Genomic DNA, 26,498 nt, shown 5'->3' with positions numbered 1-26,498 from the left:
GGTATTCGGGGCGCGGTAACGGGGGTATTCCGGTCCGTCGGCGGGGACTTACCTGAGGGCACACAGTTCGTGGCCGAGTCTTCCCCCGGGGGAATGATATGGAGATCCTGCTTCAGGTCCTGATCGCCTCGGTTCCGGCCGTGATCGGTTTCCTCGTGGCCCGTTCCCTCGCCCGCACCCGGCTGTTCCTGCAGTACGGCTTCCTCCGGGCCATGCTCGCCCCGTACGGCCGGGTGCAGATCATCACGCCGAGCATCGAGGTCGAGGAGTTCGCCTTCGCCGTGGACGGCTGCCAGCTGACCAGCCGGGGGCCGAAGAACGTGCTGTTCATGCCGATGGCCGAGGCCAGGGCGATAGCGCAGCTGACGGACCTGCTGCGAAAGGTCAACCGGAAGGCGACGATCGAACTGGTCGTGGCCGGCGCGCAGGACCCGCGGATGCCGACCTTCTCGATCGGCGGCCCGGGCGTCAACTCCTACTCCCGGGGCGTCCTGGACGCGGTGTTCCCGGACTTCGGCATCGAGTACCCGGACGAGGCCCGCGCCCGCTGGGGCGGAATGACCTTCGAGTCGCTGTACAACCCGGTCGGGGAGCTGATCCGGGACCACGGTTTCATCTTCGTGACCCGGACGCCCCGGCAGGCGCCGTGCATCGTGCTCTGCGGGGTGTTCGCCTTCGGGTCCGCGATGGCGGTGGAGGCGCTGGCCGCGGCGGGCCGGCAATCGCCGCTGGCGGCGATCTTCCGCTCCGGGGAGAAAGGATTCGTCGCGGTCGAGGGGCGGGTGATCGGCCTGGACCCGGTGGACGTCACGGTCGAGGTCTGCCGGATCCTGCCGACGCTCTGATCCGGGCCCCGCCTTGGTCTCCGCCCCGGCCCCGTCCCGATCGCCGCGCGGGGTGTCCGGGCGTTCCAGGTGTCCACGGACGATCCCGAACATTGAGACGATTGGTCTCGACCACCAGGGGTGAAACCGGACAGCTCGGGAGAGTCTGGGGCAGCAACTCCTGGCGGTCGTACAGGTTTTGCCCCACTCCTGACACGGTATGGGCATAATCGCGCACATGACGATCAACCGTGCGAACGTGAGCGCGATTGCCGAGGACCTGTACGTGTGGCTCCCCCCGAAGCGGGGCTGGGGCCTGGCCAACTGCGGGCTGCTGGCCTCGGCGAAGACCGCGCTCTGGATCGACACCCCCTACGACCCCACCCTGGCCGGGGAGTTCCTGGCCGCCAGCCGCCGCCTGCTGCCGGCCGGGGTCGAGGTCGACCGGGTGATCGTCACCCACGCCAACGGCGACCACCTGTGGGGCGCCGGGGTCGTCCCGGACGCCGAGGTGATCTCCACCCGCGAGGCGCTGGAGCACATCCACTACGAGCCCACCCCGCAGCAGCAGCACGCGCTCGTCGTCGGCGGCGACCCGCACTCCCCGCTCGGCGGCTACCTCAGGGAGCACTTCGGACGGTTCGACTGGTCCGCCACCGCGCCCGTGCACCCGGACACCGTCTTCACCGGCGAGCTGGAGCTGCGAGTGGGGGAGTACCCGGTGCAGGTGACCGGGCTGCCCGCCGCCCACACCGGCGGCGACCTGATCGTCCACCTCCCGTACCAGCGCACCGTGTTCACCGGCGACGTGATCTTCGGCTCGACCCCGGAGTACCCGGGCGACCACCCGGTGCACTGGGCCGGCCCGCTGGAGAACGTGATCGCCGCCTGCGAGCTGGTCCTGGCCACCGGCGCGGAGATCTTCGTCCCCGGCCACGGCCCGGTGCTCGACCGCGACGGCGTCCGCACCCAGATCGCCTACCTGGAGTACGTCCGGGAGCGCGCACACGCCCTGCACACCGCCGGGCTCCCCGCGCTGGACGCCGCCCGGCGGGTGATAGCCGAGCAGCGCCACCCCGAACTCGGCCTGCCCGAGCGCCTGGTGCTCACCGTCGCCGCCGAGTACCGGCACCTGGACGGCACCGAGGTGCCGAACGTCCTGGAGGCCATGAGCGAGGTCGCCCTGGTGGCCCACGAACTGGCCGAGGACGCCGCCCGCATCCCGCGTCCGCGCGCCGCCGCCCGGGACTGACCGTCCGGGACCGACCGACCGACCGCCCGCCGGGCCCGGGCCGGACCGCCACCCGCCCGGCCCCGGCAGCAGCCCACCAGCCAGGACCCCCTGAGGACTCCCGAGGACTTCGATGACGCAGATCGCGCTGATCGCCCTGGCGCTGGTCGCCGCCGCGACGGCGACCCTGCTCGCCCGCGGCCGGGCCCGGGCCCTCGCCCGGGCGGTCGCCGCCGAGACGGCCCGCGGCCACGGCGAGGAGCGCGCCCGCGCCGCCGAGGGCCGGCTGGCCCGCGCCGAGCAGCAGTTGCGCGAGGCGCAGGAGGCCGCCCGGCGCTCCGTCGAGGAGACCCGCCACGCGGAGGGCCGCTACCGGGCCGCGGAGGAGCGCAGCCGGGAGGCCGAGAGCCGCGGCCGCGCCGCCGAGGACGCCACCCGGGAGGCCGACCAGCGGGCCACCGCCGCGGGCACCCGGGCCGAGGAGGCCGAACGGCGGCTCGCCGCCGCCGAGGCGCACACCGCCGCCCTGCTCGCCGAGATCGGCCACCTCGCCCAGGAACGGGTGGCCGCCACGGCCGTCCGGCTCAGCCACGCCAACGCCCCGCTGGTCGGCCCGCTGGACCCGCAGACCGTCGGCCCCGAGGCGGTCCGGGCGCTGCAGTCCGTCCTGGACGCCACCACCGCCGCCCTCACCGACGAGCGCGAGCGGGTCGACGCCGCCGCCCGCGCCGCCATGCGCGGCGCCACCTCCCGGATCCAGACCCTGCTCTACCAGATCCAGAGCCTGGTCCAGCAGCTCCAGGACGACAACGACGACCCCCGGCTTCTGGAGGTCGACTTCCGCAACGAGGTCGCGCTGCGCCGGATCCAGACCGTCGCCGTGCTCTGCGAGGCCTGGCCGGGCCTGGCCCGCACCGACTCGCCGCTCGCCGAGGTGGTGGTCGGCGCGCTCTCCCGGGTGCCCGGCTACGCCCGGATCAAGGTCGCCAACCACCTGCGGGAGCAGCGGCTCGCCGTGGTCGCCCGGGCCGCCGAGCCGCTGGCCATCACCGTCGCCGAACTCCTCGCCAACGCCTCCGCCTACTCGCACCCGGAGACGGACATCCCGGTCACCGTCCAGCAGGGCGGCCGCGGCGCGCTGGTGATCATCGACGACAGCGGCATCGGCATGGACGACGACCAGCTGCGCCGGGCCCGCCGGCTGCTGGCCGGCCCGCCCGACGTCCTGCTCACCGAACTCGGCAACCCGCCCAAGACCGGCTTCGCCGTGATCGGCAAGCTGGCCCGCCAGTACGGCTTCTCCTGCCACATCGAGCCCTCGCCGTACGGCGGGATGCGCACCCTCCTGCGGATCCCGGCCGCGCTGGTGACGGTCGTCGACGACGAGCAGCAGCTGTCGGTGCTCACCCCGCTGCCGCTGCGGGCCGGTGCCGGCCCGGCCCCCGCGCCCACCGTCCAGGCCGTCCCGCCGATGCGCGACGCCGACGAGGGCGACGGCCCGCCCGCGCTCGCCGACCGGCACAACCAGCCGGGCCCGCACCCCGCGCCCGCCATCCACGTGGTGCCCGACGCGTCGGCCGGCCCCGCCGACCCGGCCGACGACGGCACCGGCCTGCCCAGCCGGCGCCGCCGCCGTCCGCTCCCCGCCGACGGCCCGGGCGCTCCCGAGGCCGCCGCCCGGCCGTCCGCCGGACCGGCCGAGCCGCCGGTCCGGACGCCCGAGCGGGCCGCCGAGCACTGGCAGGCGCTGCAGCAGGGCACCGGCTCCGGCCGGGCCGCCGTGACCCAGGCCGCCCGTGAGACCCGTACGAACGACGAGACCGGTCCGAACGGCGGGACCGGCGCGACGGGCGAGCCCGGCCCGACCACGGCCGCCCGCGACACCGGTGCCCGCACCACCGGCCGCCCGCCCGCCCCGACCCCTGAAGGAGCCGAGCAGTGAGCAGCACGCCCAGCCCGACCACCACCGACGAGATCTCGTGGGTGCTGACCCCGCTGCTGGAGCTGCCGGGGGTGCTGCACGCGGTCATCGCCACCGGCGACGGCCTCGTCGAGGGCGCCTCGGACGGGCTCGACCGGGCCTCCGCCGAGCGGGTCGCCGCGATGACCGCCACCGTGCACGCCGCCGCCCGCGCGTTCACCAGCGCCTTCACCGACACCGAGCGGCCCCGGCTGGCCCAGACCGTGGTCGAGTCCGACCTCGGCTACGCCGTCGTCGTCCCGGCCGGGGAGAACACCTCGCTCGCCGTGTTCACCTCCCTGGAGGCCCAACTCGGCAACGTGGCCTACCAGATGCAGGTGCAGGTCGCCGCCCTGGGCCGTGCCCTCGCGAGTCCGACCCGGCAGCCGGACAGCACCGCCCGATCATGACCGCCGTACCCCGCAGGCGGATGGTGCCCGCCTACCTGGCCACCGGCGGCCGCACCCGCCCCGGCACCGCCGGCTTCGACCGGCTCACCGTGCTGTTCGCGGACCGCGCCGAACCGCCGCGCGAACTGGAACCCGAACACCACCGGCTCTGGGAACTGCTGCGCCCCGGCGCGCTGACCGTGGTGGAGGCCGCCGCGCACCTGCGCCTGCCGGTCAGCGCCACCGTCTTCCTCGCGGCCGATCTGGTCGAGGCGGGCTGCCTGCGCGCCCGCGCGCCGATCCCCCGCGCCCAGCAGACCGACCGCTCCATCGTCGAGAGGCTCCTCGTTGGACTCCGTGCGCTCCGGTAGCCCGGCCGACCGGCCGAGCCGGGTGGGCTACCTGCCCGACCGGGACCAGACGCTGATGAAGCTGCTGGTGGCCGGCCCGTTCGGGGTCGGCAAGACCACGCTCATCCGCACCCTCTCCGAGATCGCCACCCTGCACACCGAGGAGGCGATGACCGAGACCGGACGGCCGGTGGACGACCTGGCGGGCCTGCCCGAGAAGGCCACCACCACGGTCGCCGTCGACTTCGGCCGGCTGACCCTGCCCGGCAACCTCGTGCTCTACATGTTCGGCACCCCCGGCCAGCGCCGCTTCTTCCCGCTCTGGCAGGACATCGCCCGCGGCGCGCTCGGCGCCCTGGTGCTCGCCGACACCCGCCGGCTCGCCGACTCCTTCGAGATCATGGACATGGTCGAGGAGCAGGGCCTGCCGTACGCCGTCGCCGTCAACTGCTTCCCGGACGCGCCGGGCCACTCGGTCGAGGTGCTGCGCGCCCACCTGGACCTGCACCCCGCCACCCCGCTGCTGCTCTGCGACGCCCGCGAGCGCGGCGCCAGCCTCGACGCGCTGATCGCGCTGGCCGAGCACGTCCTCGACGGCCTGCCCGCCGAGGCCGCCCCCGCCCCTGCCGCTTCCGTGCCGCCCGCCCCCCACCCTGCCGCTTCCGCCGCCGAGGAGCGCCCGTGACCACCGAGACCACCGAGACCCGCCCGACCCCGATCTACGGCCCGGTCTTCGCCGCCGATCCACAGCTGGTCTACGACCGGCTGCGCCGCCACGGCGCGGTCGCCCCGGTGGAGATGGCGCCCGGCGTCGAGGCCCTGCTGGTCACCGACTACCAGGCCGCCCTGGACCTGCTGCGCGACACCGACACCTTCTCCAAGGACTCCCGCGCCTGGCAGCGCACCGTCGCGCCGGACAACCCGCTGCTGCCGGTGCTCGGCTACCGCCCGACCGCCCTGTTCAGCGACGGCGAGGTGCACGCCCGCTACCGCGCGGTGATCACCGACGGCCTCGCCCTGCTCGAACCGCACCGGCTCCAGCGCCGGGTCGCCGAGGTCGCCCACCAGCTGATCGACCGCTTCGAGGCGGCCGGCACCGCCGACCTGATCGCCCAGTACGCCCGCCAGCTGCCCGCCTTCGTCCTCACCACCTGGTTCGGCGTGCCCGAGGAGCACAGCGCCCGACTGGTCGCCGGGATCGCCGGGATGATCGAGTCCACCGAGAAGGCCGTCGTCGCGTACGCGGACCTCGTCGCGGTGGTCACCGCCATGGTCGCCGAGCGGCGCGAGCGGCCCCGGCACGACCTCGCCTCCTGGTTCGTCACCCACCCGGCGGAGCTGGACGACGAGGAGGTGATCCGGCAGATCACCCTCACCATGATCGCCGGGCACGAGCCGACCACCAACCTGATCGGCAACGCCCTGCTGCGCCTGTTCACCGACGCCCGCTACGCCGGCTCCCTCATCGGCGGCGCGATGACCGCCTACCAGGCGATCGACGAGGTGCTCTGGCACGAGCCGCCGCTGGCCAACCTGTCCGCCCACTACCCGCGCTACGACATCACCTTCCACGGCCGGGAGATCCCGGCCGGCACCCTGGTGCTGGTCTCCTACGCGGCCGCCAACTCGCAGGCCGCGCCGCCCACCGACGGCACCGAACTGCGCAGCGGTGAGAGCGCCCACCTGGCCTGGGCGGCCGGCCCGCACGCCTGCCCGGCCCGGGACCCGGCGCTGCTGATCGCGATCACCGCGATCGAACAGCTGACCAGCCGGCTCAGCGACCTCGAACTGGCCACTCCGGCCGAGGACCTGCTCTGGCGCCCCGGCCCCTTCCACCGCGCCCTGGTCCACCTCCCGGTCCGCTTCGCCCCGGTCGCCGGATAGCACGGGACGGCACGGGACCGCACGAAGGCCCGGGCCGCCGGCACGGCTGCCCGGGCCTCCTGTGCCGTCCTACTCGGCCGGCTTCAGCGTCAGCGAGACGCTGTTGATGCAGTAGCGCTGGTCCGTCGGCGTGCCGTAGCCCTCGCCCTCGAACACGTGGCCCAGGTGCCCGCCGCAGCGGGCGCAGCGCACCTCGACCCGGCGCATGCCGAGCGTGGTGTCCTCGATGTACTGGACCCGGTCCCCGGCCAGCGGCGCGTAGTACGACGGCCAGCCGCAGTGGCTGTCGAACTTGGTCTCGGAGCTGAACAGCTCCGCGCCGCAGGCCCGGCAGCCGTAGACGCCGACGGTCTTGGTGTCGGTGTACTCACCGGTGAACGGGCGCTCGGTGCCCGCCTCGCGGAGCACGTGGTACTCCTCGGGGCTCAGCTGCTCCCGCCACTCGGCCTCGGTCTTCTCGATCTCGTAGCTCATCACGGCTCCCGGTCGGGGTACGTCAGACGTTGGAGGCAACGTTCGAGAGGTGCTTCAGGCTTCCCTTGATCTCGTCCAGGACGGCCGGCCCCAGGTTGGTGACGTCGCCCGCGCCCATGGTGAGCAGCAGGTCGCCCGGGCGGGCCAGGCCGGCCAGCAGGGCGGGGGCGGCGGCGAAGGAGTGCTCGGCGGTGACGTCGGCGCCGGCCCGGCGGGCGGCGTCGATGATCAGCTCGCTGGTCACGCCCGGGATCGGGTCCTCGCGGGCCGGGTAGATGTCCAGCACCACCGAGGCGTCGGCCAGCGCCAGCGCCTGGCCCATCTCCTCGGCGAGCTGCTGGGTGCGGCTGAACAGGTGCGGCTGGAAGACCACCAGCACCCGGCCCTCGCCCTCCAGGCCCTCCCGGATCGCCTCCAGGTCGGCGGTCATCTCGGTCGGGTGGTGGGCGTAGGAGTCGATCACCTGGACGCCGCCGGCCTCGCCCTTGAGCTGGAGGCGGCGGCGCACGCCGGTGTAGGCGCCGAGCGCCTTGGCCAGGTCGGCGGCCGGGACGCCCAGCGCGACGCCCGCGGCCAGCGCCGCGACCGCGTTGTGCGCGTAGTGCCGGCCGGGCACCGAGACGGTGAAGACCAGCTCGGCGCCGTCCAGCTCCACGGTGACCTCGCTGGTCATGCCGTGGGCGACCACCGAGCGGACCCGGACGTCGGCGTCCTCGGCGGCGCCGACGGTCACCACGGTGAGGCCCTCGCGGCCGGCCACCCGGGCGGTCAGCTCGCGGGCACCTTCGTGGTCGGCGGAGACCACCAGGGTGCCGCCGGGGGAGATCCGGCCGACGAAGGTCTCGAAGGACTCGTAGATCTCCTCGATCGAGGCGTAGTTGGCGTGGTGGTCCAGTTCCACGTTGAGCACGATCGCCACCTCGGGCTCGTACTTGTGGAAGCTGCGGTCGCTCTCGTCGGCCTCGGCGACGAAGATCTCGCCGACGCCGTGGTGGGCGTTGGAGCCGGGCGCGTCGAGATCGCCGCCGATCGCGTAGGACGGGTCCAGGCCGAGCTCGCCGAGGGCGACGGCGAGCATGCTGGTGGTGGTGGTCTTGCCGTGGGTGCCGGCCACCGCCAGCGCCCGGCGGCCGCCCATCAGCGCGGCCAGCGCGTCGGAGCGGTGCACCACCGGGATGCCGCGGTGGCGGGCGGCGGCCAGCTCCGGGTTGTCGGCGCGGATCGCGCTGGAGACCACCACGCTGCTGGCGCCGTCCGGCACGTGCTCGGCCGCGTGGCCCACGTGCACCGTCGCGCCGAGGGCGCGCAGCGCGAGGACGGTCTCGGACTCCTTGGAGTCGCTGCCGGAGACGCTGGCGCCGCGCACCGCGAGGATCTTCGCCAGGCCGGACATCCCGGCGCCGCCGATGCCGATGAAGTGCGGGGCGTGCAGGTCGTGCGCGGCGTCGTTCAAGGCGGGGCTCCGTAGGGCGATGGGGACCCCTCCTGCCCGGCGGCGGGCGAGGAGGGCGGGACAGATCGGGCGGACGAGAGGGGAATCGTCCTCGCGGGCGGACCGCAAGGACGATTCTGCACCACCGGCCGGGTGACTCAGGGCCTGTCCGGCCGATCCTGCCGGGCCCGCGCGGACCGATCGGACCGGCCCTAGGAGTCGCTGGCGAACAGCCGCAGCACCGGAACCCCCACCTTGTGCCGGGCCTGGGAGGCCCAGTCGCGGTGGAAGAACTCCTCCACGAAGTGCGGGGAGGTGAGCACCACCACCTCGTCCGCCCGGTGTTCCTCGACCGCCGCCCGCAGCCGGTCCAGCGGCTTCTCCTCGACCAGCTCGCCGACCGCCTCGGCCCCGGCCTCGCGCAGGTGGCGCAGGCTGTGTTCGAGCGACTCGGAGGCCACGGTCGGCCCGGTCTCGGATTCGTCGTGCTCGTGCACCATCCTGTCGAGGTGGCCGAGCGCGACGTCGTCCAGCGCCCGCAGCAGCTCGTCCTGCTTGCCGCGCGGCTGCATCAGGACGACGAAGGAGACCTTCTCGTCGCTGTGGAGCGTGGTGACGAGCTCCACGTCCGCGTCGGAGAGAGCCTTTTCGATCATCAGTACCGTCTTGAACACGTGAGTCCCTTCCAGTGGCCGGCCCCCGGGCCCCGGCGTCGGATCCCATGGTGCCCGGCGGAAGCTTTCGCCACGCGTCGCTCGTCCGGGCTCCCCCGGCGCACCGGCCACGCGTGACGAAGGCCCCACTGGGGAACGGGATCGGGACCTGGGGGTCACGGGGTCGGCGGACGCAGGTAGCGGGTGAAGAGGAATCCTTTCTGCTCGATCAATGAGACCAGTCGCATCCGCTGCACGTCAGGCATTTCCGCATCGTGGATGATCCGCGGCGCGTCGCCGCCCGTGATCAGCGGGGCGAGCGACAGACACAGCTCGTCCAGCAGGCCCGCCGCCGCCAGCTGTCCCAGCAGCCGCGGGCCGCCCTCGCTCAGCAACCGCGTCCAGCCCCGTTCCGCCAGCGCCGACACGCCCGCCCGCAGGTCCACCGACCCCTCGCCGGCGAGCACCAGGTCGGCCACCTCGGCGACCGCCCGGCGGCGCTCCTCGGGGGCGTCCGCGGTGGTGATCACCACCGTCCTGACCAGCGGCGCGGTGAACAGCGGCGCGCTCAGGTCCAGGGTCAGCGAGCGGCTCACGACCGCGATCGCCGGGGCCGGCGCCTGCCCGGCCGCCGCCCGCGCCGCCGCGAACTCGGCCCGCGCCCGGGCCGGCCGGTAGCCCTCCGTGCGGACCGTCTCCGCGCCCACCAGCACCACGTCCGACAGCGCGCGCAGCACACCGAAGATCCGCTTGTCCGCGTCCCCGGACAGGCCCTCCGAGAGGCCGTCCAGCTTCGCCCCGCCGTCCAGGCCGGCCACCATGTTGGCGCGCAGCCAGGGCCGTCCCCGGTTCACCTGGTCGGGGTACGCGTAGACGGCGGCGAGCGACTCCAGCGAGGCCGGGTCGGCGACCGGCTCGCCCAGCGGGCTGATCAACTGTTGCATGCCAACAGTCTTCCACCGGAGGCCGTCCGGAGGGGGGTGGGAGCAGGCGTACCCTCTACTAACGTGCCCGCAGCTCCCCGCCCCGACACCGCGACCGAGTCGATAGCCGCCGCGAGCGCGGCCGGCTCCCCGATCGCGCTCGCCGACCGCCGCCCCGTCGTGCCCGCCGAGCGGCTGGTCGCCGAGATGGTCCCGCCGCCCCGATTCTCCGACGTGAGCTTCGGGACGTACCTCCCGGACCCGAACCAGCCCAGCCAGTACGAGGCCGTCCAGGTCCTGGAGCAGTTCGCCACCACCCTCGGTGGAGGAAACGGTTCCGCGCCCAAGCGCAGCTGGTTCCGCCGCTCCGCCCCCGCGCCCACCGGCCCGGCCGGCGTCTACCTCGACGGCGGCTACGGCGTCGGCAAGACCCACCTGCTCGCCTCGCTCTGGCACGCCGCGCCCGGTCCCAAGGCCTTCGGCACCTTCGTCGAGCTGACCAACCTGGTCGGCGCCCTCGGCTTCCAGCAGGCCGTCCGGACCCTCTCCGGGCACACGCTGCTGTGCATCGACGAGTTCGAGCTCGACGACCCGGGCGACACCGTCCTGGTCTCCACCCTGCTCGGCCGCCTCGTCGACAACGGCGTCAAGCTGTGCGCCACCTCGAACACCCTGCCGGAGAAGCTCGGTGAGGGCCGCTTCGCCGCCGCCGACTTCCTGCGCGAGATCCAGGGCCTGTCCGCGCACTTCCGCCCGATGCGGATCGACGGCCAGGACTACCGCCACCGCGGCCTCCCGGACGCCCCGCCGCCCTACTCCGACGAGACCGTCGAGGCCGTCGCCGCCCGCACCCCCGGCGCCTCCCTGGACGACTTCGACACCCTCCTCGCCCACCTCTCGGCCGTCCACCCCAGCCGCTACGGCGCCCTGCTCGACGACGTCGCCGCCGTCTGCCTGCGCGGCGTCCGCCAGGTCGACGACCAGTCCACCGCACTGCGCCTGGTCGTCCTCGCCGACCGCATGTACGACCGCGAACTCCCCATCACCGCCTCCGGCCTCCCCTTCGACCAGGTCTTCCCCGAGGACATGCTCCGCGGCGGCTACCGCAAGAAGTACCTCCGCGCCATCTCCCGCCTGGTGGCCCTCGCCCGCGACAGCGCGAAGGCCTGAGCCCGTAACCCGCGACTCCGGTCGGACGTTGCTCCCTCGTGGAACAGAGGGGGGACGCATGGCCGGTGGCGGGTCCGTAGAGGGCTACTCGATCGAGATCGAACCCGAGGTGCGCGAGTGAGCAGCGGCTATCACACGCGGTGGGTCGTGCCGCCGGAGCATCGGGAGAGCGAGGAGTACCGGGCGGCCGGGCGGCGGATGGCGCTGGCCGAGGCCGTGTACGCCCGCCGGTCCGCTCCCGGCTGGACGCCCGCCGAGCTCGCAGAGCGTGCCGGGCCGGACGAGGAGACGGTCGAGAGCATCGAGGAGAGCGGCGTCGATCCGACGCTGCCGCTGATCGAGCGACTGGCCGCCGCCTTCGACTCCGTGGTCCGGATCGACCCCGCGCGCGAGCCCGCCATGAGGTTCGAGGCGCACGCGGCCTGAGCGGACCGGTGCCGCTTGTCAGTGATGGGTCGTACGGTGGACCCGTGCGACCCATCACGAGTATTGAGCGGTCAGTGGCGCCCTTCGAGGTCGTCAGTCCCTTCCAGCCGAACGGGGACCAGCCGGCGGCGATCGCCGAGTTGGAGCGGCGGATCAAGGGCGGGGAGAAGGACGTCGTCCTGCTCGGTGCCACCGGTACCGGGAAGTCGGCCACCACGGCCTGGATGATCGAGCGGCTGCAGCGGCCCACCCTGGTGATGGCGCCGAACAAGACGCTGGCCGCCCAGCTGGCCAACGAGTTCCGCGAGCTGCTGCCGAACAACGCGGTCGAGTACTTCGTCTCGTACTACGACTACTACCAGCCCGAGGCGTACGTCCCGCAGACGGACACCTACATCGAGAAGGACTCCTCGATCAACGAGGAGGTCGAGCGGCTGCGGCACTCGGCGACCAACTCACTGCTGACCCGGCGGGACGTGGTGGTGGTCGCGTCGGTGTCCTGCATCTACGGCCTCGGCACCCCGCAGGAGTACGTGGACCGGATGGTGCCGCTGAAGGTCGGCCAGGAGATCGACCGGGACGTCCTGCTGCGCCGCTTCGTGGACATCCAGTACGCGCGCAACGACGTGGCGTTCACCCGCGGCACCTTCCGGGTCCGCGGCGACACCATCGAGATCTTCCCGGTCTACGAGGAGCTGGCCGTCCGGATCGAGATGTTCGGTGACGAGATCGAGGCGCTGTACACGCTGCACCCGCTCACCGGCGAGATCATCAGCCAGGACGAGTCGGTGTACGTCTTCCCCGCCTCGCACTACGTGGCCGGCCCGGAGCGCATGGAGCGGGCGATCACCGGCATCGAGGAGGAGCTGGAGGGGACGCTCGCCAGGCTGGAGAAGCAGGGCAAGCTGCTGGAGGCCCAGCGGCTGCGGATGCGTACCACCTACGACATCGAGATGCTGCGCCAGATCGGCACCTGCTCGGGCGTCGAGAACTACTCGATGCACTTCGACGGCCGCGAGCCGGGCTCCCCGCCGAACACCCTGCTCGACTACTTCCCGGAGGACTTCCTCCTGGTCATCGACGAGTCGCACGTCACCGTCCCGCAGATCGGCGCGATGTACGAGGGCGACGCCTCGCGCAAGCGCACCCTGGTCGAGCACGGCTTCCGGCTGCCCTCCGCGATGGACAACCGCCCGCTGAAGTGGGAGGAGTTCCTGGAGCGGACCGACCAGACGGTGTACCTGTCGGCGACGCCGGGCCCGTACGAGCTGTCCCGCGGCGACGGCCAGGTCGAGCAGATCATCCGCCCGACCGGCCTGATCGACCCGGAGGTGATCGTCAAGCCGACCGAGGGCCAGATCGACGACCTGGTGCACGAGGTCCGCCGGCGGGTCGAGCGGGACGAGCGCGTCCTGGTCACCACGCTGACCAAGAAGATGGCCGAGGACCTCACCGACTACATGCTCGGCCTGGACATCCGGGTCCGGTACCTGCACAGCGACGTGGACACCCTGCGCCGGGTGGAGCTGCTGCGCGAGCTGCGGGCGGGCCGGTACGACGTGCTGGTCGGCATCAACCTGCTGCGCGAGGGCCTGGACCTGCCCGAGGTGTCGCTGGTGGCGATCCTGGACGCGGACAAGGAGGGCTTCCTGCGCTCCGGCACCTCGCTGATCCAGACGATCGGGCGCGCCGCCCGCAACGTCTCCGGCCAGGTGCACATGTACGCGGACCGGATCACCCCGTCGATGGAGAAGGCGATCGACGAGACCAACCGCCGCCGGGCCGTGCAGCAGGCCTACAACAAGAAGCACGGGATCGACCCGCAGCCGCTGCGGAAGAAGATCGGCGACATCCTGGACACCCTCGCCCGCGAGGACGTGGACACCGACGAACTGCTCTCCACCGGCTACCGCGGGGCCGCGTCGAAGGGCAAGGCGCCGGTGCCGGCCCTGGGCATCGAGCGCAAGCAGGGCGAGAGCCTGCCGGCCACCGAGCTGGCGGAGCTGATCCAGTCGATGACGGAGCGGATGCACGCGGCCGCCGCCGACCTCCAGTTCGAGGTCGCGGCCCGGCTGCGCGACGAGGTGAAGGAGTTGAAGAGGGAGCTGCGTCAGATGCGGGAGGCCGGCGTGGCCTGATCGAGGGGGTGGCGGGGGCCGCCGGGCCGGGCCGGTGTGACACCGGTCAAGCCCGGCGCTGTCTCAGCCTTGCCACAAAGCGGCGAACGCCGGGGGAAGCGGGGTTCCGCAGGCCCTAGGCTGGCCTGCGGCATCGACCTCGGGACGGGGCGGTGCGGCAGCAACAGGGGGCCTCAGCCGGGGGACGGCACGGGGTGTTCCACCGTGGTGCCGCGCGGGGACCGACCGCGCGGCCGGGCAGAGAGGACAACGCCGTGTCGGTGAACCTTGCCAAGGGCCAGCGGGTCAGTCTCCAGAAGGGGCCCGGCGGCACGCTCACCGTGGTCCGGATGGGGCTCGGCTGGCGGGCCGCGCCCAAGCGGGGCCTGTTCGGCAGCCGGACCAGGACGATCGACCTGGACGCCTCGGCGCTCCTGTACGCCGAGAAGACCCCGTCCGACGTGGTGTTCTTCCAGCACCTGGAGAGCACGGACGGTTCCGTCCGGCACACCGGGGACAACCTGGAGGGCGGCTCCGGCGCGGAGGACGACGAGGCGATCCTGGTGGACCTGCTGCACGTGCCGCCGCACATCACCCAGGTGGTGTTCACGGTGAGCTCGTACACCGGGCAGACCTTCGCGGAGGTGCAGAACGCGCACTGCCGGCTGGTGGACGAGACCACGGGCGAGGAGCTGGCCCGGTACGAGCTGGCCGGGGGCGGGCCGCACACCGGGCAGATCATGGCGAAGGTGTTCCGCGACGGGTCCGGCGGCTGGGAGATGCAGGCGATCGGCGCGCCGGCCAAGGGGCGGACCTTCCAGGACCTGCTCCCGGCGATCGAGCCGTACCTCTGACGGTTCTTTACCTTCTTTACCTTTCTTTGGGCTTCCTGTTACTCTCGATGGCAGCGGAGGGGAGTATTCCCCCGCAGTTGTCCCGTCATCACGGGTGCCCACGAGCGGCGCCCCGGGGCGCTGGTCCGTGCGGACGCCCCGGAGCGGGCCCGGCGGGCGGAAGAGACCTCCGGCAGTGACGATGACTGTCTCGCCTACCTGCCGGAGGAGCAGTAGTGGACGTTTCCATAGCCATGTGGGTCACCACGATCGGTGTGCTGATCGCACTGATCGTGGCGGACTTCTTCATCGGGGGTCGCAAGCCGCACGAGGTCTCGATCAAGGAGGCCGGGATCTGGACCGCGGTCTGGATCGTGCTGGCGCTGATCTTCGGCGGGTTCCTCTGGTGGCACTCCGGCGTGCAGCCGGCCGGTGAGTTCTTCGCCGGTTACATCACCGAGAAGTCGCTCAGTGTCGACAACCTCTTCGTGTTCATCCTGATCATGGGCAAGTTCGCGGTGCCGAGGATCTACCAGCAGCGCGTGCTGATGTTCGGTGTGATCATCGCGCTGGTGCTGCGGGCGGTGTTCATCGCCGGCGGCGCGGCGCTGGTCTCCGAGTTCTCCTGGGTGTTCTTCATCTTCGGCGCCTTCCTGATCTGGACCGCCTGGAAGCTGATCAAGGAAGCCCGGGCCGGCGAGGAGGACGAGGAGTTCGAGGAGAACCGCCTGCTCAAGTCGATCGAGCAGCGCTTCCCGTCCACCGACAAGTACCACGGCACCAAGCTCTTCGTCCGGGAGAACGGCCGCCGGCTGATGACCCCGATGCTGATCGTGATGCTGGCGATCGGCACCACGGACGTGCTGTTCGCGCTGGACTCCATCCCGGCGATCTTCGGCCTCACCCAGGACCCGTACATCGTCTTCACCGCCAACGCCTTCGCCCTGATGGGCCTGCGCCAGCTGTACTTCCTGATCGGCGGCCTGCTGAAGAAGCTGGTCCACCTGTCGTACGGCCTGTCGGTGATCCTCGGCTTCATCGGGGTGAAGCTGGTGCTGCACGCGGCGCACGAGGCGGGCGCGAACGTGCCGGAGATCGGCATCCCGCTCTCGCTGGGCGTCATCGTGGTCGTGCTGGCCGTCACCACGGTCACCAGCCTGATGGCCTCGAAGAAGCGGGAGCGGGCCGAGCGCGAGGCCGAGAAGCTGGACGCCTGAGCCCGTTGACGGCCGAGGCCCCCGTGACCGCTGACGGTCGCGGGGGCCTCGGCCGTGTCCGGGTTCACCAGCCGCGCTCGCGCCACTCGTCGAGGTGCGGGCGCTCGGCGCCGAGGGTGGTGTCGTTGCCGTGGCCGGGGTAGACCCAGGCCTCGTCCGGGAGGACGTCGAAGATCTTCTCGTTGACGTCCCGGAAGAGGGTCTTGAACGCCTCCGCGTCGCCCCAGGTGTTGCCGACACCGCCCGGGAAGAGGCAGTCGCCGGTGAACACGTGCGGGTGGCCCTGCGGGTCGTCGTAGACCAGCACGATCGCGCCGGGGGTGTGCCCGACCAGGTGCCGGACGGTGAGCTCGACCTGGCCGACCCGCAGCCGGTCGCCGTCCGCGAGCAGCAGCTCGGTGGGCACGTCGATGCCCTCGGCGTCGTGGGCACCGGCGGCGGTGCGGGCGCCGGTGGTGGCGACCACCTCGGCGAGCGCGCCCCAGTGGTCGTGGTGCCGGTGGGTGGTGACCACCGTGGCCAGTTCGTCGCCGATGCTCTCCAGCAGCACCGGGGCGTCGGCGGCCGCGTCGATCAGCAGCTGCTCGTCGGTGGCCCGGCAGCGCAGCAGGTAGGCGTTGTTGTCGTACGGGCCCACGGCCGCCTTGGTGATGATCAGGTGGGCCAGCTCGCGCACGTCCGGCGGTCCGCCGACCTTGACCGCTCCGTGGTACGTCATCCGTCCGCTCCTCGTCCGACTGCAGGGGTCAGGATCATCGTCCCGCCGTCAGCCCATGGGGGGAAGCTGGGGGAGCGCGGTGTCGGGGGTGCGACGCAGGCCGTCGCCGTCGGAGCGGCCGGAGAGCCAGGCCAGCAGGGCGCGGACGGGGCCCTCGACGGTCAGGGCGGGCTCGCCCGCGCCGATCGTGCCGCGGTCCTCGGTGTCGTCGGCGACGAGCCGGACGGCGGGCAGCCCGGCGTGGCCGGCCAGCCCGGCGGCGAGCCTGCCGAACTCGGCCACCGCGAACACCTCCGGCCACTGCGCGGGGGTGTAGCCGGCGTCCAGGTCGACGTGGTGGTACTCGACCTCGGCGAGGCGCTTCCACGGGATGTCGGAGGCCGGGAAGACGTAGCCGGTGCGGTGGCGGACCTCGACCGTCCAGGCCTCGCCGGTCATCGGCGCGGCCGCCGCGGCGAAGCGCTGGTGGCTGGCCTCCAGGTCGGCCAGCTGGACGTCCACCGGGCGGGGTGCGTCGTCCTCGATCTGCCGGTCGCGGGCCTCGGTGCTGGCGTACTGCGGGATGTCGGTGCCGGTGCGGGCGCCGTTCAGCAGGTTGACCAGGGAGTCGGCGTTGCGGGCGATGTGGGCCAGGACGTGGCCCCTGGTCCAGCCGGGCAGCGCGGAGGGCTCGGCGGCGGCCGCGGGCTTCAGCTCGGACACGGTGCGCAGCAGGTGCCGGGTGCTCTCCTCGACCAGGCCCAGCCGCTCGGTGGCGAGGGCGGCGGAGGCGGCGGCGGTCTGCGGGTCGGTCATCGGATCGGCCTTCTGTGGGAGACGGCGCGTTGCCCGCACGGGGCTTCGCTCGTTGACCAGCTGACGCTACCGCCGAATCCGGCCGCTGAGCAGGGCCTTTTTCGGTCCGGGTGCGGACGGTCCGAGGGGCGCCCTCACTCGTTCGGGTGGACTCCACTGGACAAGGTCGATATTCGAACGCCTGAGCTATAGGCTGGCTGCCGCATCCTGGAAGAAGTACCGAATCTCACCGCAAGCCCTCTCGCCCCGGAGAAAGGCGCCAGAAGCAGTGGCCGACCGCCTCATCGTCCGCGGTGCTCGCGAGCACAATCTCAAGAACGTCTCGCTCGACCTGCCCCGCGACTCCCTCATCGTCTTCACGGGCCTCTCCGGCTCCGGCAAGTCCTCGCTCGCCTTCGACACGATCTTCGCCGAGGGCCAGCGCCGCTACGTCGAGTCGTTGTCGTCCTACGCCCGTCAGTTCCTCGGGCAGATGGACAAGCCCGACGTGGACTTCATCGAAGGCCTCTCCCCGGCCGTCTCGATCGACCAGAAGTCCACCAACCGCAACCCCCGTTCGACCGTCGGCACCATCACCGAGGTCTACGACTACCTGCGCCTGCTGTTCGCCCGGATCGGCAAGCCGCACTGCCCGCACTGCGCCCGCCCGATCGCCAAGCAGTCGCCGCAGGCGATCGTCGACAAGGTGCTGGAGCTCGCCGAGGGCACCCGTTTCCAGGTGCTCAGCCCCGTGGTGCGCGAGCGCAAGGGCGAGTTCGTCGACCTCTTCGCCGACCTCCAGTCCAAGGGCTACTCGCGCGCCCGGGTGGACGGCGAGACGATCCAGCTCGCCGAGCCGCCGAAGCTCAAGAAGCAGGAGAAGCACACCGTCGAGGTGGTCATCGACCGCCTGACCGTCAAGGAGAGCGCCAAGCGGCGGCTCACCGACTCGGTGGAGACGGCCCTGCGGCTGTCCGGCGGCATGGTCGTGCTCGACTTCGTCGACCTCCCCGAGGACGACGCGGAGCGCGAGCGGATGTACTCCGAGCACCTCTACTGCCCGTACGACGACGTGTCGTTCGAGGAGCTGGAGCCGCGCTCGTTCTCCTTCAACTCGCCGTTCGGTGCCTGCCCGGACTGCTCGGGCCTGGGCAACCGGATGGAGGTGGACCCGGAGCTGGTCATCCCCGATCCGGAGCGCTCGCTGGAGGAGGGCGCGATCCACCCGTGGTCGGCCGGCCACGCCAAGGAGTACTTCCAGCGCCTGATCGACGCGCTCGCCGAGGAACTGGGCTTCCGCACCGACATCCCGTGGGCCGGGCTGCCCGCCCGGGCCAAGAAGGCGCTGCTGTACGGGCACAAGCACCAGGTGCAGGTCCGCTACCGCAACCGCTTCGGCCGCGAGCGCTCGTACAGCACCGGCTTCGAGGGCGCCGTCCCGTTCATCCAGCGCCGGCACACCGAGGCGGAGAGCGACAGCAGCCGCGAGCGCTTCGAGGGCTACATGCGCGAGGTGCCCTGCCCGACCTGCGACGGCACCCGGCTCAAGCCGGTGGTGCTCGCGGTCACCGTCGAGGACCGCTCGATCGCCGACGTCTCGGCGATGTCGATCAGCGACTGCGCCGAGTTCCTGGGCGCGATGAAGCTCAACGACCGGGACAAGCAGATCGCCGAGCGCGTCCTCAAGGAGGTCAACGAGCGGCTGCGCTTCCTGGTCGACGTCGGCCTGGACTACCTCTCGCTGAACCGCGCGGCCGGCACCCTGTCCGGCGGCGAGGCCCAGCGGATCCGGCTGGCCACCCAGATCGGCTCCGGCCTGGTCGGCGTGCTGTACGTGCTGGACGAGCCGTCCATCGGCCTGCACCAGCGGGACAACCACCGGCTGATCGAGACGCTGGTGCGGCTGCGCGACATCGGCAACACCCTGATCGTGGTCGAGCACGACGAGGACACCATCAAGACGGCGGACTGGGTGGTCGACATCGGCCCGGGCGCCGGCGAGCACGGCGGCAAGGTGGTGCACTCCGGTTCGCTGAAGCAGCTGCTGACCAACAAGGAGTCGCTGACCGGCCAGTACCTCTCCGGCAAGCGGTCCATCCCGATCCCGGCCGGCCGCCGCGACCGGGACAAGAAGCGCCAGCTGACCGTCCACGGCGCCCGCGAGCACAACCTCAAGGACGTCACGGTCGGCTTCCCGCTCGGCACCTTCACCGCGATCACCGGCGTCTCCGGCTCCGGCAAGTCGACGCTGGTCAACGACATCCTCTACACCCACCTGGCCCGGGAGCTGAACGGCGCCCGCAGCGTGCCCGGCCGGCACACCCGGATCACCGGCACCGACCTGGTGGACAAGGTGGTGCACGTCGACCAGTCGCCGATCGGGCGCACCCCGCGCTCCAACCCGGCCACCTACACCGGGGTGTTCGACCACGTCCGCCGGCTCTTCGCGGAGACGCAGGAGGCGAAGGTCCGCGGGTACCTGCCGGGCCGGTTCTCCTTCAACGTCAAGGGCGGGCGCTGCGAGAACTGCTCGGGCGACGGCACCATCAAGATCGAGATGAACTTCCTGCCGGACGTCTACGTGCCGTGCGAGGTCTGCCACGGCGCCCGGTACAACCGGGAGACGCTGGAGGTGCACTACAAGGGCAAGTCCATCGCCGAGGTGCTGGACATGCCGATCGAGGAGGCGCTGGCCTTCTTCGAGGCCGTCCCGGCGATCGCCCGGCACCTCAGGACGCTCAACGACGTCGGCCTCGGCTACGTCCGGCTCGGCCAGTCCGCGCCGACGCTGTCCGGCGGCGAGGCGCAGCGCGTCAAGCTCGCCTCCGAGCTGCAGAAGCGCTCCACCGGGCGGACGGTCTACGTGCTGGACGAGCCCACCACCGGCCTGCACTTCGAGGACATCAGCAAGCTGATCAAGGTGCTCAGCGGGCTGGTCGAGAAGGGCAACACGGTGATCGTCATCGAGCACAACCTCGATGTGATCAAGACCGCCGACTGGGTCGTCGACATGGGCCCCGAGGGCGGCTCCGGCGGTGGCACGGTGGTCGCCGAGGGCACCCCGGAGCAGATCGCGGCCGTCTCGGAGAGCCACACCGGCAAGTTCCTGCGGGACATCCTGCCGGGCGGGTTCGCGGACGCCCCGGTCGCCGCCCCGGCCAGGACGCGGGCCAAGGCGGCCGCCCCGCGCAAGCGGGCCACCGCAGCGAAGAAGTAGAGCCGCAGCGAAGAAGTACGGCCGACACCGCCCCGCCGCTCCCGTCCCCGGGAACGGCGGGGCGTGTGCCGCATAGACTTCCGACGTCCCACGCAGCACGCCGAACCGCAGGAGCGCACCGATGTCAGAGGCCCCCGAGACGAGCCCCGCCACCTCCCGCCGCACCCTGCTCTGCGGGGCCGCGGCCGTCCTCGCGGCCGGCGGCGCCGTGGCGGTCACCGGCTGCGGTTCCTCCGCGAGTTCCTCCAGCTCTAGCACCGCCGCCAAGGGCCCGGTGGACCTCGGCCCGGCCTCGGCGGTGCCCGAGGGCGGCGGCAAGGTCTTCCGCGAGCAGAAGATCGTCGTGACCCAGCCGGCCGCCGGGGAGTACAAGGCTTTCAGCGCCAAGTGCACCCACGCCGGCTGCATCGTCGACCAGGTGAAGAACCAGCAGATCCAGTGCCCCTGCCACGGCAGCCGGTTCGCCATCACCGACGGCGCCGTCCAGGACGGCCCGGCCCCCAGCCCGCTGCCCGCCTACACCGTCACGGTCGACGGCGGGAACCTCAAGGTGACCCCGAGCTGAAGCAGTTGATCTCCCCTCCGCAGCCCCGGCCCCACTCGGTACGGTGGACTCATGGCTGACCCGAGCACCTACCGGCCGGCGCCGGGCGCGATCCCGACCTCGCCGGGCGTCTACAAGTTCCGTGACGCCCACGGCCGGGTGATCTACGTCGGCAAGGCCAAGAGCCTGCGGCCGCGCCTGTCGTCCTACTTCCAGGACCTGGCGGGCCTGCACCCGCGCACCGCGACGATGGTCACCACGGCCGCCTCGGTGGAGTGGACGGTGGTGGCCACCGAGGTCGAGGCGCTCCAGCTGGAGTACTCCTGGATCAAGGAGTTCGACCCGCGGTTCAACGTCAAGTACCGCGACGACAAGAGCTATCCGGAGCTCGCCGTCACCCTGAACGAGGAGTACCCGCGGGTCCAGGTGATGCGCGGGGCGCACAAGAAGGGCGTGCGCTACTTCGGCCCGTACGGGCACGCCTGGGCGATCCGCGAGACGGTCGACCTGCTGCTGCGCGTCTTCCCCGTCCGCACCTGCTCCAACGGCGTGTTCAAGCGCGCCCGGCAGGTCGGCCGGCCCTGCCTGCTCGGCTACATCGGCAAGTGCGCCGCGCCCTGCGTCGGCAAGGTCACGCCGGACGAACACCGGGCACTGGCCGAGGACTTCTGCGACTTCATGGCCGGGCGCACCGGCAACTACCTGCGCCGGCTCGAAGAGCAGATGCGGGAGGCCGCCGAGGAGATGGAGTACGAGAAGGCGGGCCGGCTGCGGGACGACATCGGCGCCCTCAAGCGCGCGATGGAGAAGAACGCCATCGTGCTCGCCGACGCCACCGACGCCGACCTGCTGGCCGTCGCCGAGGACGAACTGGAGGCCGCCGTCCAGATCTTCCACGTCCGCGGCGGCCGGGTGCGCGGCCAGCGCGGCTGGGTCACCGACAAGGTCGAGGACGTCGACACCGCCGCCCTGGTCGAGCACGCCCTCCAGCAGCTCTACGGCGGCGCCGGGCAGGACGAGCGCAACGAGTCCGTCCCGCGCGAGGTGCTGGTCCCGGCGCTGCCCGAGCCGGCCGGTCCGGTCCGGGAGTGGCTGAGCGGCCTGCGCGGCAGCCAGGTCGACCTGCGCATCCCGCAGCGCGGCGACAAGAAGGACCTGATGACCACCGTGCAGCGCAACGCCCAGCAGGCGCTGGCGCTGCACAAGACCAAGCGGGCCTCCGACCTCACCACCCGCAGCCGCGCCCTGCAGGAGATCGCCGACGCGCTGGAGCTGGACTCGGTGCCGCTGCGCATCGAGTGCTTCGACATCTCCCACCTCCAGGGCGAGGACGTGGTCGCCTCGATGGTCGTCTTCGAGGACGGCCTGGCCCGCAAGAGCGAGTACCGGCGCTTCCAGATCAAGGGCTTCGAGGGCCAGGACGACGTCCGCTCGATGCACGAGGTGATCGGCCGGCGCTTCCGCCGCTACCTCCAGGAGCGCGAGCAGACCGGTGAGTGGGCCGTCCCCGAGGCCGACGACCCGGGCGCCGCCGACGGCACCGGGGCCCCGGCCGGCCCGATCGACCCGGAGACGGGCCGTCCGCGCCGCTTCGCCTACCCGCCGCAGCTGCTGGTCGTCGACGGCGGCCAGCCGCAGGTCGCCGCCGCCAAACGCGCCCTGGACGAACTCGGCATCGACGACGTCGCGCTGTGCGGCCTGGCCAAGCGCCTGGAGGAGGTCTGGCTGCCCGGCGAGGACGACCCGGTGGTGCTGCCGCGCTCCAGCGAGGGCCTCTACCTGCTCCAGCGGGTCCGCGACGAGGCCCACCGCTTCGCGATCACGTACCAGCGCAGCAAGCGTTCCAAGCGACTCACCGCCGGGGAGCTGGACTCCGTCCCGGGCCTCGGCGAGACTCGCCGCCAGGCGCTGCTCAAGCACTTCGGCTCGCTGAAGAGGCTCCGGGCCGCCACCGTCGACGAACTCTGCGCCGTACCCGGCATCGGACGCCGCACGGCGGAGACTGTTGCGGCGGCGTTGTCGTCCCGTACACCCGCCGCCCCCGCGGTGAACACCGCGACCGGCGAGATCATCGGGGACGGGGACGAGCCGGTGGCCGCAGCACCCCAGACCGCACCATCCCAGGAGACGCCATGACGGCCGACGTCGCCCGTCGGGCGGCGCGCCCCACTCCCGCCCGCCTGTCCGGGCAGGGGAAGGGCGGCCGTGCCCTGCGCGTTCTCCCCAGCAGAAAGACCGAGAACGGGGAACCGAAGTGACCGTGTCAGACGTGGCCGAGAACGCGCCGGAGCTGGTGATCATCTCCGGCATGTCCGGAGCCGGCCGCTCCACCGCCGCGAAGTGCCTGGAGGACCTGGGCTGGTTCGTGGTGGACAACCTGCCGCCGGCCCTGATCCCGACCATGGTCGACCTGGGCGCACGCTCCCAGGGCAACGTCGCCCGGATCGGCGTGGTCGTGGACGTCCGGGGCCGCCAGTTCTTCGACGACCTGCTCACCTCGCTCGACGAGCTGGAGAAGCGCGGCGTCCGGCTCAGCGTGGTGTTCCTGGACTCCTCCGACGACGCGCTGGTGCGCCGCTTCGAGAGCGTGCGCCGCCCGCACCCGCTGCAGGCCGACGGCCGGATCGTCGACGGCATCGCCAGGGAGCGCGACCTGCTGCGCGACCTGCGCGGCGAGGCCGACCTGGTGATCGACACCTCCAACCTCAACGTGCACCAGCTGCGCGCCAAGCTGGACGCCCAGTTCGCCGACCACGACGAGCCCGAGCTGCGCGCCACCGTGATGTCCTTCGGCTTCAAGTACGGCCTGCCGGTCGACGCCGACCTGGTGGTGGACTGCCGCTTCCTGCCCAACCCGCACTGGGTGCCCGAGCTGCGCGCCCGCACCGGCACCGACGCGGACGTCGCCGACTACGTGTTCCAGCAGCCCGGCGCCAACGAGTTCCTGAACGGCTACGCGGAGCTGCTGCGCATCGTCACCGAGGGGTACCGCCGCGAGGGGAAGCGCTACATGACGCTTGCCGTAGGCTGCACCGGTGGCAAGCACCGCAGCGTCGCGATGTCCGAGCGCCTGACCAAGCGTCTCATCGCCGACGGAGTGGAGACGGTGCTCGTCCACCGTGACATGGGACGGGAGTGACCGCCGCCTCCTAGCCGGGTCGCCGGCGGGGCCGGTGGCGGCGGCGAGGAACGCGAGGTGAGTGTGGCGGGATACGTGCCCGGGCGGCAGCCGCAGAACAGGAGTGCCGACCGGGCGGGTGGCCCGGCCCGGCCGCCGGCCCCGAGCCGGCCGCGCAGCAGCCCCGCCCGGGCCAATCCGGCCCCCCGGATCACCGCGCTGGGCGGCGGCCAGGGCCTGTCCGCCTCGCTCTCCGCGCTGCGCCGGCTCACCAGCGATCTGACCGCCGTGGTCACCGTCGCCGACGACGGCGGCTCCAGCGGCCGGCTGCGCACCGAGCTGGGCGTGCTGCCCCCAGGCGACCTGCGCAAGGCGCTGGCCGCGCTGTGCGGGGACGACGACTGGGGCCGCACCTGGTCCGAGGTGATCCAGCAGCGCTTCACCGGCACCGGCGAGCTGGGCGGCCACGCCGTCGGCAACCTGCTGATCGTCGCGCTCTGGGAGAAGCTCGGCGACCCGGTCGCGGCCCTGGACTGGGTCGGCCGGCTGCTGAACGTCCAGGGGCGGGTGCTGCCGATGTCGGCGGTGCCGCTGGACATCGAGGCGACCGTGCGCGGCCACGACCCGGAGCGCCCCGGCGAGGTGACGGCCGTCCGCGGCCAGGCCAGCGTCGCGGTCACGCCCGGCACCGTGCAGTCGATCCGGCTGCTGCCGGACGGGCCGCCGGCCGTCCCGGAGGCGGTCACCGCCGTCCGGGAGGCGGACTGGGTGGTGCTCGGGCCCGGCTCCTGGTTCACCAGCGTGCTGCCGCACCTGCTGGTGCCGGAGCTGGCCAAGGCGCTCACCGAGACCCGCGCCCGCCGCCTGCTCACCCTGAACCTGGCCCCCCAGCCCGGCGAGACCGAGGGCTTCACCCCGCAGCGCCACCTGGAGGTCATCGCCGACCACGCCCCCGGCCTCGCTGTGGATGCGATCCTGGTGGACGAGCGCGCCGTCACCGGCGGCGCCTTCGGCCAGGCGGACCTGGCCGGGCTGGAGAAGGCCGCCGAGCGGATGGGCGCCGCCCTGGTGCTCGGCCGGGTGGCCCGCACCGACGGCACCCCGCGACACGACCCGGAGCTGTTGGCGGCCGCGTACGACCGGATTTTCCGGACACATGGAAGGATCGGGCCATGGCGATGACTCCAGCGGTGAAGGACGAGATCAGCCGGCTCCCGGTCACCCGGGCCTGCTGCCGCAAGGCGGAGGTGTCGGCGATCCTGCGGTTCGCGGGCGGGCTGCACATCGTGAGCGGCCGCATCGTGATCGAGGCGGAGCTGGACACCGGCGCGGCTGCGCGCCGGCTGCGCAAGGACCTGCTGGAGATCTTCGGACACTCCTCCGACCTCGTGGTGATGGCCCCCGGCGGACTGCGGCGCGGCAGCCGCTTCGTCGTCCGGGTGGTCAAGGACGGCGAACTGCTCGCGCGCCAGACCGGCCTCGTGGACGGCCGCGGCCGACCGATCCGGGGGCTGCCCCCGGCGGTCGTCTCCGGGGCCACCTGCGACGCCGAGGCGGCCTGGCGCGGGGCCTTCCTGGCCCACGGCTCGCTCACCGAGCCGGGTCGTTCCTCCTCGCTGGAGATCACCTGCCCCGGCTCCGAGGCCGCGCTCGCCCTGGTCGGTGCGGCCCGCCGGCTCGGCATCCCGGCCAAGGCCCGCGAGGTGCGCGGCGTGGACCGGGTGGTGATCCGCGACGGCGACGCGATCGGCGCGCTGCTGACCCGGCTCGGCGCGCACGAGTCGGTGCTCGCCTGGGAGGAGCGCCGGATGCGGCGCGAGGTCCGGGCCACCGCCAACCGTCTGGCCAACTTCGACGACGCCAACCTGCGCCGCTCGGCCCGCGCCGCGGTGGCGGCCGGCGCCCGGGTGGCCCGGGCGCTGGAGATCCTCGGTGACGAGGTGCCCGACCACCTGGCCGCGGCCGGCCAGCTGCGGATGCAGCACAAGCAGGCCTCGCTGGAGGAGCTGGGCGCGCTCGCCGACCCGCCGCTGACCAAGGACGCGGTGGCCGGCCGGATCCGCCGCCTGCTGGCGATGGCGGACAAGCGCGCCTCCGAGCTCGGCCTGCCGAGCACCGAGGCCAACCTGACCGACGAGATGGCGATGAACTGACCGCCACGCTGCGTGACTGATTCGCGGCCGGTGTCCGGATTCCGGGCACCGGCCGCCGTTGTCTCCGGACGGGGTGCCCGGACGCGCCCGG

The 26,498-nt window shown here is 72.6% G+C and carries 24 protein-coding genes; 18 read left to right on the top strand and 6 right to left on the bottom strand.

The window, feature by feature from the left end:
- Positions 1-98 precede the first annotated feature (98 nt).
- From ACIOJE_RS24345 to ACIOJE_RS24315, 7 genes are all read left to right on the top strand, one after another.
- A complete protein-coding gene (locus ACIOJE_RS24345) occupies positions 99-845 on the top strand; it encodes a hypothetical protein (RefSeq protein ID WP_400778773.1) in 747 nt (248 codons plus the stop codon).
- 217 nt (positions 846-1,062) lie between these two features.
- Positions 1,063-2,076, top strand: coding sequence for an MBL fold metallo-hydrolase (locus ACIOJE_RS24340; RefSeq protein WP_280677959.1), 1,014 nt, complete (start codon positions 1,063-1,065; stop codon positions 2,074-2,076).
- Positions 2,077-2,188: 112 nt separating this feature from the next.
- Positions 2,189-3,997: an ATP-binding protein gene (locus tag ACIOJE_RS24335; RefSeq protein ID WP_400778771.1), complete on the top strand. Its 1,809-nt coding sequence runs from the start codon at positions 2,189-2,191 to the stop codon at positions 3,995-3,997.
- Positions 3,994-4,425, top strand: coding sequence for a roadblock/LC7 domain-containing protein (locus tag ACIOJE_RS24330; protein ID WP_400778769.1), 432 nt, complete (start codon positions 3,994-3,996; stop codon positions 4,423-4,425). Before ACIOJE_RS24335 ends, ACIOJE_RS24330 begins: the two co-directional genes overlap by 4 nt.
- Entirely contained in the window at positions 4,422-4,775 is a 354-nt protein-coding gene (locus tag ACIOJE_RS24325; RefSeq protein WP_280677965.1) for a DUF742 domain-containing protein, read from the top strand. The genes ACIOJE_RS24330 and ACIOJE_RS24325 overlap by 4 nt, the downstream gene beginning before the upstream one ends.
- A gap of 55 nt (positions 4,776-4,830) precedes the next feature.
- A complete protein-coding gene (locus ACIOJE_RS24320) occupies positions 4,831-5,439 on the top strand; it encodes a GTP-binding protein (protein ID WP_400778795.1) in 609 nt (202 codons plus the stop codon).
- On the top strand, positions 5,436-6,638 hold the full coding sequence (locus tag ACIOJE_RS24315) for a cytochrome P450 (RefSeq protein ID WP_400778767.1): 1,203 nt from the start codon (positions 5,436-5,438) through the stop codon (positions 6,636-6,638). The genes ACIOJE_RS24320 and ACIOJE_RS24315 overlap by 4 nt, the downstream gene beginning before the upstream one ends.
- Before the next feature lie 69 nt (positions 6,639-6,707).
- Here the strand turns inward: ACIOJE_RS24315 and msrB are convergent, their stop codons facing one another.
- The 4 genes from msrB to ACIOJE_RS24295 all read right to left on the bottom strand — a co-directional run bounded on the left by msrB (position 6,708) and on the right by ACIOJE_RS24295 (position 10,141).
- Positions 6,708-7,112 carry a peptide-methionine (R)-S-oxide reductase MsrB gene (gene msrB / locus ACIOJE_RS24310; protein WP_280677969.1) on the bottom strand — a complete coding sequence of 135 codons (405 nt, stop codon included), beginning with the start codon at positions 7,110-7,112 and terminating at the stop codon, positions 6,708-6,710.
- A gap of 22 nt (positions 7,113-7,134) precedes the next feature.
- On the bottom strand, positions 7,135-8,565 hold the full coding sequence (gene murC / locus ACIOJE_RS24305) for a UDP-N-acetylmuramate--L-alanine ligase (RefSeq protein ID WP_400778764.1): 1,431 nt from the start codon (positions 8,563-8,565) through the stop codon (positions 7,135-7,137).
- A gap of 191 nt (positions 8,566-8,756) precedes the next feature.
- Positions 8,757-9,218 (bottom strand): indole-3-glycerol phosphate synthase, encoded by a 462-nt coding sequence (locus ACIOJE_RS24300; protein WP_280677971.1) that lies wholly within the window; start codon positions 9,216-9,218, stop codon positions 8,757-8,759.
- A 155-nt stretch (positions 9,219-9,373) separates the two neighbouring features.
- Positions 9,374-10,141: a pyrimidine reductase family protein gene (locus ACIOJE_RS24295; RefSeq protein ID WP_400778762.1), complete on the bottom strand. Its 768-nt coding sequence runs from the start codon at positions 10,139-10,141 to the stop codon at positions 9,374-9,376.
- 102 nt (positions 10,142-10,243) lie between these two features.
- On the opposite strand from ACIOJE_RS24295, the gene zapE reads away from it, so the two are divergent.
- The 5 genes from zapE (at position 10,244) to ACIOJE_RS24270 (ending at position 15,883) form a co-directional block, all read left to right on the top strand.
- Positions 10,244-11,290 (top strand): cell division protein ZapE, encoded by a 1,047-nt coding sequence (zapE, locus tag ACIOJE_RS24290; RefSeq protein WP_280678317.1) that lies wholly within the window; start codon positions 10,244-10,246, stop codon positions 11,288-11,290.
- 117 nt (positions 11,291-11,407) lie between these two features.
- Positions 11,408-11,716 carry a helix-turn-helix domain-containing protein gene (locus ACIOJE_RS24285; RefSeq protein WP_400778760.1) on the top strand — a complete coding sequence of 103 codons (309 nt, stop codon included), beginning with the start codon at positions 11,408-11,410 and terminating at the stop codon, positions 11,714-11,716.
- A gap of 44 nt (positions 11,717-11,760) precedes the next feature.
- Positions 11,761-13,854: an excinuclease ABC subunit UvrB gene (gene uvrB / locus ACIOJE_RS24280; protein WP_400778758.1), complete on the top strand. Its 2,094-nt coding sequence runs from the start codon at positions 11,761-11,763 to the stop codon at positions 13,852-13,854.
- A gap of 254 nt (positions 13,855-14,108) precedes the next feature.
- Positions 14,109-14,687 carry a TerD family protein gene (locus ACIOJE_RS24275; protein WP_400778756.1) on the top strand — a complete coding sequence of 193 codons (579 nt, stop codon included), beginning with the start codon at positions 14,109-14,111 and terminating at the stop codon, positions 14,685-14,687.
- 215 nt (positions 14,688-14,902) lie between these two features.
- On the top strand, positions 14,903-15,883 hold the full coding sequence (locus tag ACIOJE_RS24270; RefSeq protein ID WP_400778754.1) for a TerC family protein: 981 nt from the start codon (positions 14,903-14,905) through the stop codon (positions 15,881-15,883).
- 64 nt (positions 15,884-15,947) lie between these two features.
- Here the strand turns inward: ACIOJE_RS24270 and ACIOJE_RS24265 are convergent, their stop codons facing one another.
- Complete coding sequence (locus tag ACIOJE_RS24265) at positions 15,948-16,601, bottom strand: MBL fold metallo-hydrolase (protein ID WP_280677983.1); 654 nt, start codon at positions 16,599-16,601, stop codon at positions 15,948-15,950.
- 48 nt (positions 16,602-16,649) lie between these two features.
- Positions 16,650-17,396, bottom strand: coding sequence for a maleylpyruvate isomerase family mycothiol-dependent enzyme (locus ACIOJE_RS24260; RefSeq protein ID WP_400778752.1), 747 nt, complete (start codon positions 17,394-17,396; stop codon positions 16,650-16,652).
- 268 nt (positions 17,397-17,664) lie between these two features.
- Between ACIOJE_RS24260 and uvrA the strand changes: the two genes are divergently transcribed.
- The 6 genes from uvrA to whiA all read left to right on the top strand — a co-directional run bounded on the left by uvrA (position 17,665) and on the right by whiA (position 26,407).
- Entirely contained in the window at positions 17,665-20,592 is a 2,928-nt protein-coding gene (gene uvrA, locus ACIOJE_RS24255; RefSeq protein WP_280677987.1) for an excinuclease ABC subunit UvrA, read from the top strand.
- A gap of 121 nt (positions 20,593-20,713) precedes the next feature.
- Entirely contained in the window at positions 20,714-21,157 is a 444-nt protein-coding gene (locus ACIOJE_RS24250) for a Rieske (2Fe-2S) protein (protein WP_280677989.1), read from the top strand.
- A 51-nt stretch (positions 21,158-21,208) separates the two neighbouring features.
- Complete coding sequence (gene uvrC, locus ACIOJE_RS24245) at positions 21,209-23,272, top strand: excinuclease ABC subunit UvrC (protein WP_280677992.1); 2,064 nt, start codon at positions 21,209-21,211, stop codon at positions 23,270-23,272.
- A gap of 118 nt (positions 23,273-23,390) precedes the next feature.
- Positions 23,391-24,275, top strand: a complete 885-nt coding sequence (rapZ, locus tag ACIOJE_RS24240; protein WP_280677994.1) for an RNase adapter RapZ — start codon at positions 23,391-23,393, stop codon at positions 24,273-24,275.
- 63 nt (positions 24,276-24,338) lie between these two features.
- Positions 24,339-25,436: a uridine diphosphate-N-acetylglucosamine-binding protein YvcK gene (yvcK, locus tag ACIOJE_RS24235; RefSeq protein ID WP_280678319.1), complete on the top strand. Its 1,098-nt coding sequence runs from the start codon at positions 24,339-24,341 to the stop codon at positions 25,434-25,436.
- Positions 25,427-26,407, top strand: coding sequence for a DNA-binding protein WhiA (whiA, locus tag ACIOJE_RS24230; RefSeq protein WP_280677996.1), 981 nt, complete (start codon positions 25,427-25,429; stop codon positions 26,405-26,407). The genes yvcK and whiA overlap by 10 nt, the downstream gene beginning before the upstream one ends.
- The last annotated feature ends 91 nt before the right edge of the window (positions 26,408-26,498 follow it).

Origin of the sequence: Kitasatospora sp. NPDC087861 (assembly GCF_044742585.1) — a bacterium.
Lineage (GTDB): Bacteria > Actinomycetota > Actinomycetes > Streptomycetales > Streptomycetaceae > Kitasatospora.
Note: the sequence above shows the minus strand (reverse complement) of the source record. Positions and strands in the feature narration are given on the sequence as shown.

Excerpts from the sequence above, each read along its gene's own strand:
- ACIOJE_RS24295 (WP_400778762.1), bottom strand. The coding sequence starts at position 10,141 with ATGCAACAGTTGATCAGCCCGCTGGGCGAGCCGGTCGCCGACCCGGCC.
- ACIOJE_RS24260 (WP_400778752.1), bottom strand. The coding sequence starts at position 17,396 with ATGACCGACCCGCAGACCGCCGCCGCCTCCGCCGCCCTCGCCACCGAG.
- ACIOJE_RS24345 (WP_400778773.1), top strand. The coding sequence starts at position 99 with ATGGAGATCCTGCTTCAGGTCCTGATCGCCTCGGTTCCGGCCGTGATC.
- ACIOJE_RS24265 (WP_280677983.1), bottom strand. The coding sequence starts at position 16,601 with ATGACGTACCACGGAGCGGTCAAGGTCGGCGGACCGCCGGACGTGCGC.
- whiA (WP_280677996.1), top strand. The coding sequence starts at position 25,427 with ATGGCGATGACTCCAGCGGTGAAGGACGAGATCAGCCGGCTCCCGGTC.
- ACIOJE_RS24250 (WP_280677989.1), top strand. The coding sequence starts at position 20,714 with ATGTCAGAGGCCCCCGAGACGAGCCCCGCCACCTCCCGCCGCACCCTG.
- msrB (WP_280677969.1), bottom strand. The coding sequence starts at position 7,112 with ATGAGCTACGAGATCGAGAAGACCGAGGCCGAGTGGCGGGAGCAGCTG.
- ACIOJE_RS24340 (WP_280677959.1), top strand. The coding sequence starts at position 1,063 with ATGACGATCAACCGTGCGAACGTGAGCGCGATTGCCGAGGACCTGTAC.
- ACIOJE_RS24320 (WP_400778795.1), top strand. The coding sequence starts at position 4,831 with ATGAAGCTGCTGGTGGCCGGCCCGTTCGGGGTCGGCAAGACCACGCTC.
- ACIOJE_RS24325 (WP_280677965.1), top strand. The coding sequence starts at position 4,422 with ATGACCGCCGTACCCCGCAGGCGGATGGTGCCCGCCTACCTGGCCACC.
- ACIOJE_RS24335 (WP_400778771.1), top strand. The coding sequence starts at position 2,189 with ATGACGCAGATCGCGCTGATCGCCCTGGCGCTGGTCGCCGCCGCGACG.
- uvrC (WP_280677992.1), top strand. The coding sequence starts at position 21,209 with ATGGCTGACCCGAGCACCTACCGGCCGGCGCCGGGCGCGATCCCGACC.